General features: G+C 63.8%; 14 protein-coding genes and 1 rRNA gene. 11 read left to right on the top strand and 4 right to left on the bottom strand.

Annotation, left to right across the window (positions count from 1 at the left end):
* Positions 1-53: 53 nt before the first annotated feature.
* Positions 54-1775 (bottom strand): phospho-sugar mutase, encoded by a 1722-nt coding sequence (locus tag BN3266_RS06915; protein WP_059004587.1) that lies wholly within the window; start codon positions 1773-1775, stop codon positions 54-56.
* Positions 1776-1824: 49 nt separating this feature from the next.
* Positions 1825-3321, bottom strand: coding sequence for a 4-alpha-glucanotransferase (malQ, locus tag BN3266_RS06910; protein ID WP_059004552.1), 1497 nt, complete (start codon positions 3319-3321; stop codon positions 1825-1827).
* 287 nt (positions 3322-3608) lie between these two features.
* Between malQ and rrf the strand changes: the two genes are divergently transcribed.
* From rrf to BN3266_RS06885, 5 genes are all read left to right on the top strand, one after another.
* Positions 3609-3725: ribosomal RNA gene (gene rrf / locus BN3266_RS06905) — 5S ribosomal RNA — on the top strand.
* An 842-nt stretch (positions 3726-4567) separates the two neighbouring features.
* The gene (locus BN3266_RS06900) at positions 4568-5089 is read left to right on the top strand and encodes an RNA polymerase sigma factor (RefSeq protein WP_242861734.1); all 522 of its coding nucleotides are present in this window, start codon (positions 4568-4570) and stop codon (positions 5087-5089) included.
* Positions 5076-5528 (top strand): zf-HC2 domain-containing protein, encoded by a 453-nt coding sequence (locus BN3266_RS06895; protein WP_059004550.1) that lies wholly within the window; start codon positions 5076-5078, stop codon positions 5526-5528. The genes BN3266_RS06900 and BN3266_RS06895 overlap by 14 nt, the downstream gene beginning before the upstream one ends.
* A complete protein-coding gene (locus BN3266_RS06890) occupies positions 5515-6081 on the top strand; it encodes a hypothetical protein (RefSeq protein ID WP_021658211.1) in 567 nt (188 codons plus the stop codon). Before BN3266_RS06895 ends, BN3266_RS06890 begins: the two co-directional genes overlap by 14 nt.
* Positions 6068-6964 carry a hypothetical protein gene (locus BN3266_RS06885; protein WP_059004549.1) on the top strand — a complete coding sequence of 299 codons (897 nt, stop codon included), beginning with the start codon at positions 6068-6070 and terminating at the stop codon, positions 6962-6964. The genes BN3266_RS06890 and BN3266_RS06885 overlap by 14 nt, the downstream gene beginning before the upstream one ends.
* A gap of 52 nt (positions 6965-7016) precedes the next feature.
* On the opposite strand, the gene BN3266_RS06880 is transcribed toward BN3266_RS06885, so the two are convergent.
* A complete protein-coding gene (locus tag BN3266_RS06880) occupies positions 7017-8231 on the bottom strand; it encodes a patatin-like phospholipase family protein (protein ID WP_059004548.1) in 1215 nt (404 codons plus the stop codon).
* Between the two features lie 320 nt (positions 8232-8551).
* Here BN3266_RS06880 and BN3266_RS06875 point away from each other — a divergent pair, with 320 nt between their 5' ends.
* The 6 genes from BN3266_RS06875 (at position 8552) to BN3266_RS06850 (ending at position 13385) form a co-directional block, all read left to right on the top strand.
* Positions 8552-9445 (top strand): MBL fold metallo-hydrolase, encoded by an 894-nt coding sequence (locus BN3266_RS06875; RefSeq protein ID WP_044991850.1) that lies wholly within the window; start codon positions 8552-8554, stop codon positions 9443-9445.
* 70 nt (positions 9446-9515) lie between these two features.
* Complete coding sequence (locus tag BN3266_RS06870; RefSeq protein ID WP_059004547.1) at positions 9516-10316, top strand: transporter substrate-binding domain-containing protein; 801 nt, start codon at positions 9516-9518, stop codon at positions 10314-10316.
* Between the two features lie 144 nt (positions 10317-10460).
* A complete protein-coding gene (locus BN3266_RS06865) occupies positions 10461-11132 on the top strand; it encodes an amino acid ABC transporter permease (protein WP_059004546.1) in 672 nt (223 codons plus the stop codon).
* Positions 11125-11859, top strand: coding sequence for an amino acid ABC transporter ATP-binding protein (locus BN3266_RS06860; protein ID WP_021658218.1), 735 nt, complete (start codon positions 11125-11127; stop codon positions 11857-11859). Before BN3266_RS06865 ends, BN3266_RS06860 begins: the two co-directional genes overlap by 8 nt.
* A gap of 172 nt (positions 11860-12031) precedes the next feature.
* Positions 12032-12442 carry a CD225/dispanin family protein gene (locus BN3266_RS13565; RefSeq protein WP_082671703.1) on the top strand — a complete coding sequence of 137 codons (411 nt, stop codon included), beginning with the start codon at positions 12032-12034 and terminating at the stop codon, positions 12440-12442.
* A gap of 211 nt (positions 12443-12653) precedes the next feature.
* Complete coding sequence (locus tag BN3266_RS06850) at positions 12654-13385, top strand: GntR family transcriptional regulator (protein WP_059004544.1); 732 nt, start codon at positions 12654-12656, stop codon at positions 13383-13385.
* A gap of 80 nt (positions 13386-13465) precedes the next feature.
* On the opposite strand, the gene BN3266_RS13825 is transcribed toward BN3266_RS06850, so the two are convergent.
* Positions 13466-15820 carry a GGDEF domain-containing protein gene (locus tag BN3266_RS13825; protein WP_059004543.1) on the bottom strand — a complete coding sequence of 785 codons (2355 nt, stop codon included), beginning with the start codon at positions 15818-15820 and terminating at the stop codon, positions 13466-13468.
* Positions 15821-16002 lie beyond the last annotated feature (182 nt).

Here is a 16002-nt window from a genome sequence, read left to right as displayed (position 1 = left end):
GCGCGGCCCAAAAAGCCGCGCGCCCTCCCCAAAAGGCGAAAAATGGGAAATGGTTATTTGGTCAGCTCATCCATCAGGGTGCTGACGGCCGTGACCAGCTTGTCAAACTTTTCGTCCGCCTCGGCCTGGGTCTTGCCGCTGGCCGAGAGGTAGGCCTTCAGCTTGGGTTCGGTGCCCGAGGGGCGGAGGATGAAGCTGCCCCCGTCGATCTGGTAGCTGAGCACGTCCGACTTGGGCAGGGTGATGGCGCTCTCCTCACCGGTGGCGCAGTTCACCTGTTTTTGCAGCAGGTAATCGGCGTAGGCGGTGATGGGGTAACCGGCGATCTCCTTGGGGGCGTTGGCCCGCACGGTCTTGACCGCCCCCTGGATCTTGGCGATCCCCTCTTTGCCGGCCAGGGTCTTGGAGAGGACCTTCTCGTCGAAATAGCCGTACTTCTCGTAGAGGGCGCAGAGGGCGTCGTAGAGGTTCATCCCCTTCTCGGCGTAGTAGCAGGCCATCTCGGTGGTGAGGGTGGCGGCGATGCAGGCGTCCTTGTCCCGCACGAAGGTGCCGCTGAGATAGCCGAAGCTCTCCTCAAAGCCAAAGAGGAAGGTCCCCTTGCCGGTGCGCTCGCTGAGCTTGATCTGCTCGGCGATGAACTTGAAGCCGGTGAGCACCCGGCGCAGCTCCACCCCGTAGTGGGCGGCGATGACGTCGGCCATCTCGGTGGAGACGATGGACTTGACCACGAACTCGTCGCCCTTGCGGTCGCCGGTTTTCTGGGAGAGGATGTAGTCCAGCAGCAGCACCCCGATCTGGTTGCCGGTGAGCACCTGGAAGGAGCCGTCCTTCTGCCGCACGGCCACCCCCAGCCGGTCACAGTCGGGGTCGGTGGCCAGCAGCATGTCGGCCCCCACCTGGTTGGCCAGTTCGGTGGCCAGCACAAAGGCGGCGGGGTCCTCGGGGTTGGGGGCGCTCACGGTGGGGAATTTGGGGTCGGGCAGCTCCTGCTCCTTCACCACGTAGAGGTGCTGGAAACCCAGCCGCCCCAGCACGGTGCGGACCGGGATGTTGCCGGTGCCGTGCAGCGGAGTGTAGACGATGTTGAGGGAGTCCTTCTGGGCGTCGATGGCCGAGCGGTTGATGCAGACCGAGAGCACGTCCTGGTAGTACTGCTCGTCGATCTCCTTGCCGATGAAGTGCAGCAGCCCCGCCTCCTCGGCGGCCTTCTGCTCCATGGGGGCGACCGAGAAGATGTCGGTGATCTTTTCGATGTAGCCGGTGACGGTGGCCGCGTCCTCCACGGCCAGCTGGCCGCCGTCCTCCCCGTAGACCTTGTAGCCGTTGTACTGGGGCGGGTTGTGGCTGGCGGTGATGACCACCCCGGCGATGCAGCCCAGCTTCAGCACCGCGTAGGAGAGCTGGGGCACCGAGTGCAGGCACTCGTAGAGGTAGACCTTGACGCCGTTTTGGCAGAGGACCAGGGCGGTCTCCAGGGCGAAGCGGTCGCTGTACAGCCGGGAGTCGTAGGCGATGGCCACCCCCCGGTCGGCCCCGCCGATCTCGTTGATGTAGTCGGCCAGCCCCTTGGTGGCCTGGCGGACGGTGAAGATGTTCATCCGGTTGGTGCCCAGGCCGATGGTGCCCCGCATGCCGGCGGTGCCAAACTCCAGCGGCTTGTAGAAGCTGTCCTCGCAGAGGGCGTCGTCGGCGCCGATCTGGGTCAGCTCCCCCTCGTATTCGGTGCCCTTCAGGGCGGCGCTCCAGGCCGCATAGGTGTCCTTGTAGCTCATGGTCATTTCCTTCCTTTCCCGTTTGGTCTCAAAAGAGAGGTGTATTCCCTCAGCGACCGGCGGGCAACCGCCCATACGCCGCTGTCTTTTGACGAAGTGACTCTGCCAGTTCGGGCCCCAGGGCCCCAGGGGTCAGCCGCCAGCACCAGTTGCCGCCGGTGGTGGAGGGGGTGTTCATCCGCGCCTCGCTCCCCAGCTCCAGCAGGTCCTGCACCTGAAAGATGCAGAGATCGCAGACGCTGGCGAGGGCGGCCCGCAGAAAGGGGGCACTGCACCCCTCCTCCGGCAGAAAACCCAGGTAGTCGGCGGCGTATTGGCGGGTGTGTTCCCCCGCCTTTTCAAACCAGCCGGCCAGGGTGTCGTTGTCGTGGGTGCCGATGTAGACCACGCTGTTTGCCCGGTGGTTGTGGGGGAGATAGGCGTTGTCGCTCCCCCCGTCAAAGGCGAACTGCAGCACCTTCATCCCCGGGAAACCGGCTGCCTCCAGCAGCTCATGGACATCGGGGGTCAGGTAGCCCAGGTCCTCGGCAATCAGGGGCAGGCCGTCGCCCAGCGCCTTTTTCAGGGCCTGAAAGAAGGGGAGGCCCGGCCCGGTCTCCCAGTGGCCGCCCTGGGCGGTCTCGTCCCCAAAGGGGATGGCCCAAAAGCTAGAGAAGCCCCGGAAGTGGTCGATGCGCACCAGGTCGCAGCACTGCAGCTGCAGCCCCAGCCGCTGGATCCACCAGCGGTAGCCCGAGCGCTTCATCCGCTCCCAGTCGTAGAGGGGGTTGCCCCAGAGCTGGCCGGTGGGGGAGAAGTAGTCGGGTGGGCAGCCGGCCACAAAGCGGGGCTGCCGCTCCTCGTCGAGCCAGAAGAGCTGGGGGTTGGCCCAGACGTCGGCCGAGTCCATAGACACGTAGAGGGGGATGTCGCCGATGATGCCCACCCCCCGGGCGGCGGCGTACTCCTTGAGGGCGGCCCACTGCTTGAAAAAGAGGTATTGCAGGTATTTGTGGTAGGCAATGTCGTCCTTTAAAAGGGTGCGGTAGCGGCGCAGGGCGGCGGGTTCCCGCAGGCGGATGTCCTCCTCCCACTCCTGCCAGGGGCGGCCACCAAAGTGGCCCTTGAGGGCCATAAAGAGGGCATAGTCCCCCAGCCAGTGGATGTGTTTGCGGCAAAAGGCGAGAAAGCCCGACTGGTCGGTCTGCTTTTTGGCCCGCTGGTAGGCGGCGCGCAACACTCCCTCCCGGTGCTGGTAGATGCGGCCGTAATCCACCTGCTGGGGGTCGTCTCCCCAGTCGGGGGCCGCCGCCTCTTCTGGGCGGAGGAGGCCCTCCTCCGCCAGGGTGTCCAGGTCGATGAAGTAGGGGTTGCCGGCGAAGGCCGAAAAGGGCTGGTAGGGGGAGTCCCCGTAGCTGGTGGGGCCGATGGGCAGTACCTGCCACCACCGCTGCCCGCTGTGGTGCAGAAAGTCGATCCAATCCCGGGCCGCCTGCCCCAGGGTGCCGATGCCGTGGGGCGAGGGAAGGCTGGTGACAGGGCACAAAACGCCGCTGCTTCGTTCCATGAATACGCTCCTCAAAAGGCGCCGCCAATTGCAAAAAGAGCAGAGAAAACCCCGCTCATATAGGAATATGCCAAAAAATTTGGAATATATTTGTACGTGTTACACGAAAACACAAAAGGCGAGAACCGTTAATTTGTTTATTTTATTCTACGGCTTTTTTCCCTGCAAGTCAATATCTGGGAGGCATTTTCGGGGGCACTGGAGGCGGGGGAAAGGAGCGGTCAAAAAAGGGGAGAGACGGTTGACAAGGCAGGGGAGATGTGATATAGTAGACACCGTCAAAGACAGTCGGTGTTGATGGCGCGTAGGACCCACCCGTTCCCATCCCGAACACGGAAGTTAAGCTACGCAGCGCTGAAGATACTTGGCGGGAAGCTGCCTGGGAAAATAGGGCGATGCCGACACAAAAGCGGCCTGTGAAAACAGGCCGCTTTTTTCTTTACGCATTATCCCAGGCGCATATCGCCCGCCGCACCCCCCACCGGGCGTCTCCACCCCGGCAGTGAAAGGAAAGGCTTTTGCTGTGGGTTTGAAGTAACCGGCGGCAGGGGGGGAAGTGCCGGGGTGGTACCAGTCGCTCTCATCTGTGCCGCCGAGGTCATCTGGCGGGGAGGATATGGTTTTTAGGGGGAGGGGAGCGGGCCAGCCGCCGAAAAAGGGCGGGCAGGGGTGCCTGCCGCTCGCTGGGATTGGGAGAGAAGGAGCCTGTTGCCAACCCCAGTTGGGCTGTTGCCCCTTCTCTCTGGTCCTTTCCCCACGCGGTCGGGGCCTCGCCCGCTCCACTTGGGCCGCGCTTTTCTTGGTTGGGGCTCGCCCCTCCCGGCGGCCCCTTGTCTTTTTCAGATGAAACTTGTTCCCCTCCGTTGGGGGTCCGTTTTCCCGGTTGGAGGCCGCCTCTCCCGATGGGGCCCCACCATTTTCGGTCAGGCCCCATACCCGGCTGGACGCCCGCCCTTTCGAGTTGGACTTTGGATTTCCGAGCGGAGCGCCGCCCTCTTCGAGGACCCCTGACCCGGGGACCTCGAAAAGGGGGAGGAGTTTTTGGAAGGCTGGGGCAGCCCCCCACCGTCCGCCGTGGGCGCGGCGGGGCGCGGGGAGAGCCCACGACGGGGCGCTGCCGCCGGGTAGAAGCCCCCTTTTTAAAGGTTTGCCCACAAAATATAAAAAAACTTTGCAAAAGTTGAAGACAGGGGCGGCCCTCGATCGTTTTATAGACAGAGCCGCCTGAAAGGAGGGAATGCCAGGGATGCGGGAGAGCGAATTTGAAGAGCTGATGAAGCAGTACCAAAACCTGGTATTCACCGTCTGCTACCAGCTGGTGGAGGACTACCAGGAAGCGCAGAACCTGACCCAGGAGACCTTTTTGGCGGCCTATCGCTTTGTCGACAACTGCGAGGGCAAACACATCCGCCCCTGGCTCTGCCGAGTGGCGGCCAACAAGGCCAAGGACTTTTTAAAGAGCAGCTACCGCCGCCGCACCCAGCTCGACGGCGAGGGGGCGCTGGCCGCAGGGATGGCCGACCCCTCCCCGCCGCCAGAACAGCAGTACATACAGCGGGAGTCGCAGGAGCGGGTGGCCGCCGCCATCGAGGGGCTGAAAGAGCCCTACCGCAGTGTGCTGGCCCTCTCCCTATTAGAGGAGAGGACCGCCACCGAGATCGCCGTCACCCTGGGTCGCCCCCTGAAAACGGTGCAGACCCAGCTGACCAGAGGGCGGGAACGGCTGAAAAAACAACTGGAAGGGGAGAGGGAAGATGACGCTGTTTGACCGAGATGGACACCTGACCGGCCAGGCCCTTGCGGCCTTGCAGGCCGGTGGCCTGCCCGAGGAGAGCCGCCTCGAAGTGGCCGAGCACCTGGCCAGCTGTGACCGCTGTGTGGCCGCCTACAGCGCGCTGCTCTCCCCCGAAGGGCTGCTGACCCCGCGGGAGCCGGTCGCCCCCCGGGTGATGGAGACCCTGCGCCGGCGGGAGCGCCGCCTCCAGCTGCGCCAGTGGGGCACCATGGCGGTGGCCGCCTGCCTGGCCATTGTCTTTTGGGTGTCGGGGGTCTTTACCGGCAGCTTTTGGTCCCGCACCGAGGGGGAGGAGGACACTCCCTCCCTGGCGCGGCAGACCGCGGCCTTTGTGGATCAGGTGAGCCAGAAGACCGGCGACCTGATGAACCGATTTGATTTGAGAGAGGTATTTCAAAATGAGAAAGAGTAAATTTTTGACCTTCTTCTGGTCCCTCCTCCCCGGCGCGGGGCAGATGTATCTGGGGCTGATGCGCCGCGGCGTCTCGCTGATGGCCCTCTTCTTTGGGGCCATCGCCGTCTCGGGGTGGCTGAACATCGGGCTCTTCCTCTTCGCCATCCCGGTGATTTGGTTCTACGCCTTCTTCGACTCCATGAACCTGGGCAGCCTCCCCTACGACGCCCTGCAGTACCGCCGCGCCTGCGACGATTTCCTCTGGAAACCCAGCGACATGGAGGGGCTGAAAAAGCGGTTGGGCGGCAAGACCCAGATCTGGGCCGGCCTGGGCTGTATCGCCCTGGGGCTGTATGTGCTGCTGGACAATCTGCTGATGCCCTACCTGCGGCGGGCCCTGGCTCACTCGGGCCTGTTCTGGGACATTGTCAACAGCCTGCCCACCCTGGTGGTGGCGCTGGCGGTCATCGCCTTGGGGTTCTACCTGGTGATCGGCCGGAACAAGCGGGAGAAGGAGATCCCCTTTGTCCCCTATCAAGGAGAGGAGGAGAGCGAGCATGACGGAGAGTAACACCCCCCGCGACGAGCGCAGAGAGGACCCCTTTGCCGCGGGCGCTCCCCGGCAGGAGGGGGCCGGCGATCCCCAGTCGGGCCCTGTGCCCGGCGGCCAGACCCCGCCCCCCAATGGCGGCCCCTGGCAGGGCCCCGGATACGGCGCGCCTGTGGGGCAGGTGCCGGTCTACCCGGTCCCGCCCCGCGACAAGCGGCGCCGGGTGGGCACCTTCAGCCTGGGGTTGGCCCTCATCTACGCCGGCGCCCTGGCCATCCTCAACCTGGTGATCCCCAACTTCCATCTCCTGAGCGCCCTGCGCTGGGCCCCGCTGCTGCTGGTGGTCCTGGGGCTGGAAATCATCGCCTCCCACGTGATTTTGCGGGGAGAGCGGTTCAAGTACGACTTTCTCAGCGGCTTTCTCTGCCTCATGCTGACATTGGCGGGGGTGGGGGCGGCGGCCGCCACCCCCCTGCTGGACTACTACACCCCCCAGCGGGCGATGGCCGAGCGGCGGGTGGAGCGCCAGCTGGAAGAGCAGCTGTACGAGCAGCTGAAGGGCGACGCGCAGATCGCCGGGATGAGCGTCTGGGTGGACATCCGCGACCCCCAGGTGGGGGAGGAGTTCTCCACCGGCGATCTGGGCGACCTGGACAGCGTGCACCTGGACCTGAGATTACAGGGCGAGTTTGCCGACAAGCTGGCCTTTGCCACCGCCGTGCGGGGGATACTGGACCAACTGGATGCGCTGGGGGTGCGGATGGACCGGATCTCCTTTACCGCCGAGGGAAATCGGGTCGCTTACAGCTTACAGGTACAGGATCAGTTTCAGCTGCACATGCGCACCGACTTGCTGGAAAAACAGGTCGTCGTCCACGGCGATCCCGTCGACGAAGTCGACTAGTGCCATTTATAGAGAAAAGCCCTCTGCCGATCGGCAGAGGGCTTTTTGGCGCTTATCTTTTCTGGTCCGCCCGGTCGAGAACGTAGAGAAAGGCGGCGGCAATGGCCTCCTTGGGGATCACTGTCCCCAGCTTGGCGATGTCCAGGGGGTTGCGCAGCTCCCCCGCCATCCGCAGCGCCGCCTCCTGGGAGAGGGAGCGCTTTTTTCGCCTGGCCCAGACCGCCCGCCGCCCCTGCAGGGAGCGCAGAAAGCCGGCGGCGGTGTAGGTGGGGGTGTGGGGGACGGAGAAGAGCTCCCCCGCCACCTCGGCGCAGCGCAGGGCCATGTCCTCATAGTTGCGCAGCCGGTAGCCGTAGGGGCGAAAGAGGGTCCGCACCGTGCGCTGCAGGCCGATGCGGGTCAGGGGGGAGAGGCCGCCCAGCAGCGCCTCCAACTCGGCCCGGGTGATGCGCAGCAGGGGGAGGAGGGCATCCCCTTCCCCCCGGGCAAAGGTGTAGGCAAACCCGTCGCGCAGCCCAAGGGCCTTCCGCCCGTCCTGGGCCCCCACCGCCAGGTTGTGGCGGGCCTGCCGGGGGGAGAAGTCGAGCACCGGTCCCAGGTCCCAGTAGCAGTCGATGACCCGGGCGCGCTTGAGACTGCCCGGCCGCTTGACGCCGGGGGCGTGCAGGTCCACGGCCCAGATCTCGTCGGCCCCGCAGCGGCCGGCCAGCTCCACCGGCAGGTTGTCGTAGTAGCCCCCGTCCATGTAGAGTTTGCCGTCGATCTCCCAGCGCTGCAGGGCGGGGAAGAGGGAGCTGGACGCCATCAGATAGTCGATGAGCCTGCCCTCGGGGATGTCGCGGCAGAGCAGGGTACAGGGCTTGAGGGTGGGGTACTCCACCGTCACCAGCCCCAGCTCGGTGGGGGAGCGGCGCACCCGCCCCTCGTCGATGCAGTCCTCGAGCAGGGCCTTGAGGGGAGAGGTGTCGACGCCGCCGTTTTGCAGGTATTGGCTGACAAACCCCACCGCAGTGGTCACCGCCTCGCCGGGGGGGAGGGCGCTCAGGGACGCCGCGTCCAACTGCAGCACCGTCTCGGTGGTGATCTGCCGCCAGAGGGACTCCGCCCGGTCCAGGTCGCCCTGGGCGATGAGGGCGGCGTTGAGCGCCCCCACCGAGGTGCCGGTCACCACCCCGAAGGAGAGCCCTCCCTCCTCGGCCAGGGCCCGGTAGACCCCGATCTCGTAGGCCCCCCTGGCCCCGCCGCCGGACAGCACCAGTCCCCGCATGCCGTCGCCTCCCTTTCCTCTGCCCGCCCCGCGCTTGGCGGAGCGGGTTGTTTGGCTCTATTCTACCACAAGTCTGCCCCGCCCGGCCCTCCTTTTTGCAGGGGCCAAAATATACAGAGAATGCATTAAAAATGAATAATATGCCGTATAAATTTATATTTTTGCCGTTTCGCACAAAACAAAAGATATTTTATTGCGAATAATAGGCGGGAAAAGAGGGGAAAAGGGGTAGACAAACGGGTAATGCTTGCGTATAATTATACATGCACTCTCCCGAACGAAGGGGACAGCACCCCAAAACACACAAGGAGGAATTTCTCATGCCCGAAAAGATTGCCGACGCCGTTCAGCCAGATGCCTGGTACGAGGCGCTGCCCAGACCCCAGTACGCGACCCTGGAAGCAGTCGAGCAGCCCGACCCCTGGTTCTCGGTCTACAGATTGCCCTGCGACGTCTACGCCATCTACGAGCCGGGCCACTTCCAGGAGGTCATCTCCTACCTGGTCCTGGGCGGCGAGAAAGCCCTCCTCATCGATACCGGCATGGGGATGGGCAACATCAAAAAGGTAGTGGACTTTCTCACCGACAAGCCGCTGGTGGTGGTCAACACCCACAGCCATTTCGACCACATCGGCTGCAACTGGATGTTTGAGAAGGTGCACATCTACAACCACCCCGGCGCCATCAGACGGATGAAAGAGGGGCTCACCCACCAGGAGGTGGAGGACAACCTGAAACCCGGCTCCAACTGGATCCCCTACCCCGACGACTTTGTCCCCGAGGAGTACGCCATCAAGCCCTGCAACTACCAGCCCATCGAGAACGGGCACCAGTTTGACCTGGGCGGCCGGGTGCTCACCGCCTTCAACACCCCCGGGCACTCGCCCGACAGCATCATGCTCGCCGACGACGCAAACAAGCTGCTCTTCACCGGCGACACCTTCTACCCCGCCACCCTCTACGCCCACCTGGACTCCCACGACGGGCTCAAATCGGTCATCGACACCTACAAAAAGACCATGGAAGAGGTGGCCGCCAAGTACGGCGACTACACCCTCATCTGCTCCCACAACGAGCCCATGAGAGAGGGCAAGACCCTCGGCCAGGTGGCCGACGCCTTTGCCGCCATCGAGGCCGGCGACCTGCCCTACCAGGAGGATGAAAACCACCTGAAAAAGTACACCTTTGACGGCTTCTGCATCGTCACCCTGTAAGCCGCAAACCCATTTTGATAAAGAGCCGGGGAGAGAAAAGCCCGGCGGACATTGAGAGGAGAAACAAAAGATGAACGCAATCAAGAAGATCCTGGCGACCACCCTGGCGCTGAGCATCGGCGCCCTGTCCCTAGTCGGCTGTGGCGGCAAAAAGACCGAGGCCACCGGCAAGGCCTACGACAAAGAGGTCATGACCCCCGGCAAACTGGTGGTGGGCATCTCCGCCGACTACCCGCCCTACGAGTCCCTGGGGACCGATGGCAAGGTCGAGGGCTTTGACGTGGACATGGCAAACGAGCTGGCCAAGTACATGGGCAAAGACGGCAAGGCCATCGAGGTGGAGTTCAAGAACATGGACTTTCACAGCATCATCACCGCCCTGCAGGCCGGGCAGATCGACGTGGGCATCTCTGCCTTCACCTACGACCCTGATCGCGACTGCCTCTTCAGCGACACCTACCTGATCAGCGAGCAGCTGGTGGTGGTCAGCAAGGAGTCCGGCTACAAGAACCTGGACGACCTGACCGGCAAGAAGATCGGCGCCGGCACCGAGACCACCGGCGCCAAGGCCGCCGAGGAGAACATCAAAGACGCCAAGATCTCCAGCCCCGGCGACTACACCGTCATGTTTGAGGCCCTGAAGACCGGCGCTCTGGACGCGGTGGTCTGCGACGGCCAGGTGGCCAAGAACTACGTCGCCGCCAACAGCAGCCTGGAGATCCTCGGCGACCCCCTGGTGAAAGAGGAAAACCAGATCATCGTCAAAAACGGCAACAACGAACTGCTCAAAGAGATCAACAGCGCCATCGCCCAGTTCCTGGCTTCCGATGCGCCCCAGCAGCTCAAAGACAAGTGGGGGATCGAGGGCTAAGCGCCCCGCCCTGCGAGAAGTAATCGTTTTCAGCGGGCGGGCCCCGTGTCCCCCGGCGAACAGAGGAGGCAGGCCCCCGGGCCTGTCCTCTCGCCGTCTCGGGGTGTCCGCCGCCGACTAATTGAGTAAAGGATTGTTCTGATTATGGAAAAAATCTTTGCGGCAGACAATCTGCTGTTTATGGCCCGCTCCGCCGGCTGGTCCATCATCATCGCCATCTGCGCCCTGCTGGCCGGCACGGTGCTGGGCATTCTGGCGGCGGCGGCCCGCATCTCCAAGAGCAAGATCCTGCGGGCCATCTCCACGGTCTATGTGGAATTCATCCGCGGCACCCCCATGCTGGTGCAGATCCTCTTCTGGTTCCTGGGCTTCCCCGTCGTCTGCAAGGCGATCACCGGCTCGGCTGTGAACATCGACCCCTACGCCATCGGCATCATCGCCATGGGCATCAACAGCGGCGCCTACTCCTGTGAGCTCATCCGCTCGGCCATCATGGCCGTCGACCGGGGCCAGTGGGAGGCCGCCCAGTCCCTGGGGCTGAGCTACACCGGGATGATGCGCCACATCATCCTCCCCCAGGCCTTTAAGCGGATCGTGCCGCCTCTGGTCAGCGAGTTTGTCACCCTCATCAAAGACTCCTCCCTGATCTCCACCATCGGCGCGGTGGAGTTGACCCAGAGTGCCAAGGTGCTGGGCGCCCGGTACTACAACTTCATCCCCCCCCTGGCGCTGGCCTGTGTGGTCTACCTGACCCTGACCCTGACCATCTCCCACTTTGGCAAGAAGATTGAAAGGAAGTTGGCTGAAAGTGATTAAACTCGAACACATCAACAAGAGCTTCGGCTCTCTGCACGCGGTGAAAGACGCCAACCTGAATGTGGAGAAGGGGGAGATCATCTGCCTGATCGGCCCTTCGGGCTCGGGCAAATCGACCCTGCTGCGGTGCATCAACGGGCTGGAAGTGCCCGAGAGCGGCACTGTCACCATCGACGGCCAGGTGCTCAACACCAGCGACAAAAAAAGCGCCAAAGAGCTGCAGAAACAGCGCGCCAAGATGGGCTTTGTCTTTCAGCACTTCAACCTCTTCCCCCACATGACCGTCCTCAAAAACCTCACCCTGGCCCCGGTGCAGGTGCTGGGCCGCACCCAGGAGGAGGCCGAGGCCAAAGGGCGGGAACTGCTGGAGCGCGTCGGGCTGGCCGACAAGGCCGACAGCTACCCCAACTCCCTCTCCGGCGGGCAGAAGCAGCGGGTGGCCATCGCCCGCAGCCTGGCCATGGAGCCGCAGATTATGCTCTTTGACGAGCCCACCTCCGCCCTTGACCCCGAGATGGTGGGCGAGGTGCTGGACGTCATGAAGGAGCTGGCCACATCGGGGATGACCATGATGGTGGTCACCCACGAGATGGGCTTTGCCAGAGAGGTGGCCACCCGGGTCATCTTCCTGGACGAGGGGCAGATCCTCGAAGAGGCGACCCCGGAAGAGATTTTCAAGGCGCCCAAGCACCCCCGCACCAAGGAGTTTTTGAGCAAGGTCCTCTGAGAAGGGAAGGAGGGCCGCCGAGACAGGCCGTCCCGGCGGCCCTCTTTTGCAATCGTAAGAAATTTGTGCGCATTTTAGCGCCCTTTTGCCGGTTGCGCCCCGACCGGCTTTGCGGTATCCTGAAGGGGTAGAAGGGGGCGTTTGGCCCCCTGTGAAACAGGAGGGATCTGCGATGAAGACTTGTCCCCACTGCGGCACCCGCTGGGAGGACGACTGCTGTTTTTGCCAGCGGTGCGGCGCTCCCCTGCCACCGCCTCCGCCGCCCTATGGCGCCGCCCCGGTACCGCCTCCGCGGCCGGTCTACCCCGGCGCGCCGTCGAGCAGCACCTATCTGGTGTTCTCCATCCTCGCCACCCTGCTGGGCTGCTTTTTCTGTTTTCCCTTCGGTCTCATCGGCATCGGGGGGATCGTCTACGCCTCCCAGATCGAGGGCGCTTTGGGCCGGGGGGACCTGGCGGGGGCCCGCACGGCAGCCAACCGGTCGCTGATCTTCACCGTCCTCGCCGCCGCCTCGCCACTGATTGCGCTCCTCTTCGGCCTTTTGGCGGGTTTTGGCAGCATCTTTGGCTGGCTGTTCTGGTAGCGATACCTGCGCACCCGGCAGGCGGGCCGCTCCCCTTTTTGAGGGGGCGGCCCACTTTTTTGTCCCCCGAGAGGTGCCCTGGCAATTGCGCCAAACTTTTGGCGTCAACTATGGGGAAAACACGACTGGCAACCGGTTGCAGGGATAGGGTATAATAGATACTGTAAAGTGGTGCGCTGTGGCGCTTGATGACAGGAGAGGAGCAGAGCGGGTGGCCAAGAGCTTTTTATACAACCAAATCAAACAGGACATCATCCACAAGATCGATGCGGACATCTACAAAAATGGCGACAAGCTCCCCAGTGAGGCCCAACTGGTGGAGGAGTACGGCGTCAGCCGCAACACCGCCAGCCGGGTCCTCAACGACCTGGTGGAGGAGGGGTATGCCCGCCGCCGCCAGGGCAAGGGCACCTTTGTCTACAACCAGAAGATCGACAACCGGCTGCAGGGGATCCAGAGCTTTACCGACATGTTTGAGCGCAACAACAAAAACCCCTCCACCAAGGTGCTCGCCTACGAGGTGGTGGACGAGCCCCCGGCCCGGGTGCGGGAGAACCTGCACCTGGGGGAGGGGGAGAAGGCCATCCGCCTCTACCGGGTGCGCTATGCCGACGACACCCCCGCCGTCCTCAACGAGACCTTTCGCAGCTTTAGCCGGTTTGAGGGGCAGATGGAGTGCGATCCCGCCACCGTCTTTTCCTACGGCTACCTGAAAAAGCTGAAGAACATCTACCCCGTCCACTCGGAAGAGGTGCTGGAGATCGCCCTTCTGGGCCCGGAGGAGGCGGTGCTCCTGGAGCAGAAGGTGGGGGCCCCCGCCTTCTTGGTGAAGTCGGTCACCTCCGACAACACCGGCCAGCCGCTGGAGGTGGTCAAGTCCCTCTATCGGGCCGACCTCTTTCAGTTTTCGGTGGTCCTCGACCAGGAGGACCCCGGCCAATAGCGGGTAGAGCACAGAAAAAAGAGCGCCCATCCCCGACAGGGGTGGGGCGCTCTTCTTGTATTCTTGAAAGGGGGCGGCAATCAGCCGTCCAGGGAGAAGGTGTTGCCCCCCTCCGCCTTGGCCTGGTAAAGGGCCTTGTCCGAGCGGTGGTACAGCTCCTCAAAGGTGTCGCCCGGGCGGGCGATGGCAATGCCCACGCTGGCGCTGATGTCCGCGTGGCGGTTTTCACAGCGCTCCACCAACCGGCGGCAGAAGCCTTCGGCCAACTGTGTGGCCTCGGCGGCGCTGCAACTGGGCAGGCAGGCGATGAACTCGTCGCCCCCCAGCCGGCCCAGCACCCCGCCGGGGAAGGCCTCCTCCATGCAGCGGGCCAGCTCGGTGAGGACGTCGTCCCCCATCTGGTGGCCAAACCGGTCGTTGACCGACTTGAAGCGGTCCAGATCCAGCAGGAGGAAGGCGGCCGTCTCGCCGGGCTGCAATCCCTCCAACAGCTGCAGAACTTCCTTTTCACAGGTGCTGCGGTTGTAGAGCCCGGTGAGCCCATCGGTCTGGGAGCGGTGGAGGAGGGAGACCCGCTCGGCCCGCTCCTTTTCGATGTTGCGCAGCTTGCCGATGCAGTAGAGGGGGCGGTCTTCATCGTCATAGAGGCAGACGCGCAGCAGGGAGAACCAGGCGGAGGAGCCGTCGGCCAGGGAACAGCGCATCTCTGCCTGAACCGATTTTTGGTTGAGATCGAACATCTGCTTGACCACCTGCTCGTCCCACCCCGACAGGTTGGGGAAGAGTTCGCTCGCCCGCGCCTGGTAGTGGGGGATGACCAGGTCGCAGCCAAAGGCCTTGGCGAACTTGTCGGACACGGTGAGGGAGTCGGCCCGCACGTCGTATTCAAAGAGGAACTCGTCGCTGAGCTCGGCGATGGTGCGGTAGCGCTGCCCGTCCAGCACCAGCCGCTGCTGGTGGCGGATCTTGGTGCGCACAAAGAAGATGACCAGCCCCAGCACCACGGCGAAAAGGGCGACGACCATCAGCACCGATTGCAGGGGGTAGGCGTAGAGCAACCCCATCAGACTGACCTTTGGCTGGGTGGTGAGGGTGTTTTGAAAGACGGCGTCCTGCCGCTCCCGCTCGGAGATGCTGCCGATGGCCTTGCTGAGGACGGTGAGCAGGGTGGTGTCCGCCGGGCGGGGGAGTGCCAGGCAGAGCCCGGCGGAGGAGTCGTCCAGCGGGGAGTAGACCAGATTGCGGGAGGAGCGGTTTTGCAGGTACTGTTGCAGCAGGTAGGAGTTGGTGACAAAGGAGTCGACCTCTCCCCGCTCCACCGCCTGCAGGCAGGCCAAGGGGGTATCATACCAGACGATCTCCTGCCCAGCCAGCTCATCGTTGACCGGGTAGCCCCGCAGGCAGGCGGAGCGGTTTTCCCTGCCGGGGTCGGTGGCGTTGCCGCGCACCAGGATGCGCTGTAAGGGCAGGTAGGACTGGGTGAGGGTGAGGCCGGCCTCGGTGGCCGCCTCCGCGTTGGGGGGCGCCCCGATGAGGAGGTCGGCCTCCCCCGCCTGGACCATCTCGACTCCCTTCTGGTAGCTGGCCACCTCGCGGCAGTCAAAGGAGAGGCCGGTCTCGCGGCCGATCTGTTCCAGCAGGGTGGCGCTCACCCCGGTGAACTCCCCCTTTTCCTGGTGGTGTAGGGGGTCCCATCCGGCGGGGTAGACCGCCCGCAGGGTGCCGCTGGAGGAGATGTAGTCCCGCTCCTCCTGGCTCAAAAAGAGGGTCGGGTCGTCGTTCTCCCCAAAGTACTTCTCGTAGAGCTGGGTGTCGTAGTGGAAATCCACCTCGCGGATCTTGGCGAGACCGGTGTTCAGACCGCTGATGATGTCGGTCTTCCCCTTGGTGGTGGCAAAGTAGTGGGGGCTCTCGGCAAAGCGGGCAATGATTCGCCGATCCGAGCCCACCGCCGTGTCCGCCTCCAACAGGGCGTCCACCTCGCCGCTGTCCAGCGCATCCAGCCAGGGGTCCTCCCCCTGATAGGTCACCACCTGGGCGTCGATGTTGTTGGCCGTGCAGAAGCTCTCGAAGTGCTGGATGCGCCGCTTGGCGGTGGCCTGGGCCCCCACCCGGATGTTGGAGAGGGCCGAGTAGTCGCTCTCGCTGAAGCGGGTGTTGTCGGCGCGGACCGTCAGCACCGCAAAGGAGGTGCCGGCGCTGTACTCGGGAAAGTCGTAGAGCTCCTCGGTCTGCTCGCTGCGGAGCATCCCCCCCATCAGGTCGATCTCCCCGGACTCCAACATGTCCAGCAGGGTGGTGAGGGAGGTGTTGATGTCCCCCTCGACCTCGACAAACTCGTACTCCCAGCCGGTGTACTTGGCGATCTCCTGCAGGTACTCGTAGGTGTAGCCGGTGTACTCCCCGTCCGCCGTCTTTTCAGAAAAACCCTGCAAAATGGGGAACCCCACCCGCACGGTGGCGGTGGCCTGGGGCTGTGCCGCCAGGGCCGCTGCAGGGCCCCCAGGCAGAGCAGCGCGCAGAGAAGGGCACAGAGGAGGGCGATCCCCCGCTTGCCGTGTCGAAACATCAAAAATCCCCTCCTGTTTTGACTGATCTGCCGGATGGGCGCAGTGCG

Source organism: Bittarella massiliensis (ex Durand et al. 2017), from assembly GCF_001486165.1.
GTDB classification, from domain to species: domain Bacteria; phylum Bacillota; class Clostridia; order Oscillospirales; family Ruminococcaceae; genus Bittarella; species Bittarella massiliensis.
The sequence above is the reverse complement of the archived record's forward strand: the minus strand, read 5'-3'. Positions and strand labels throughout refer to the sequence as shown.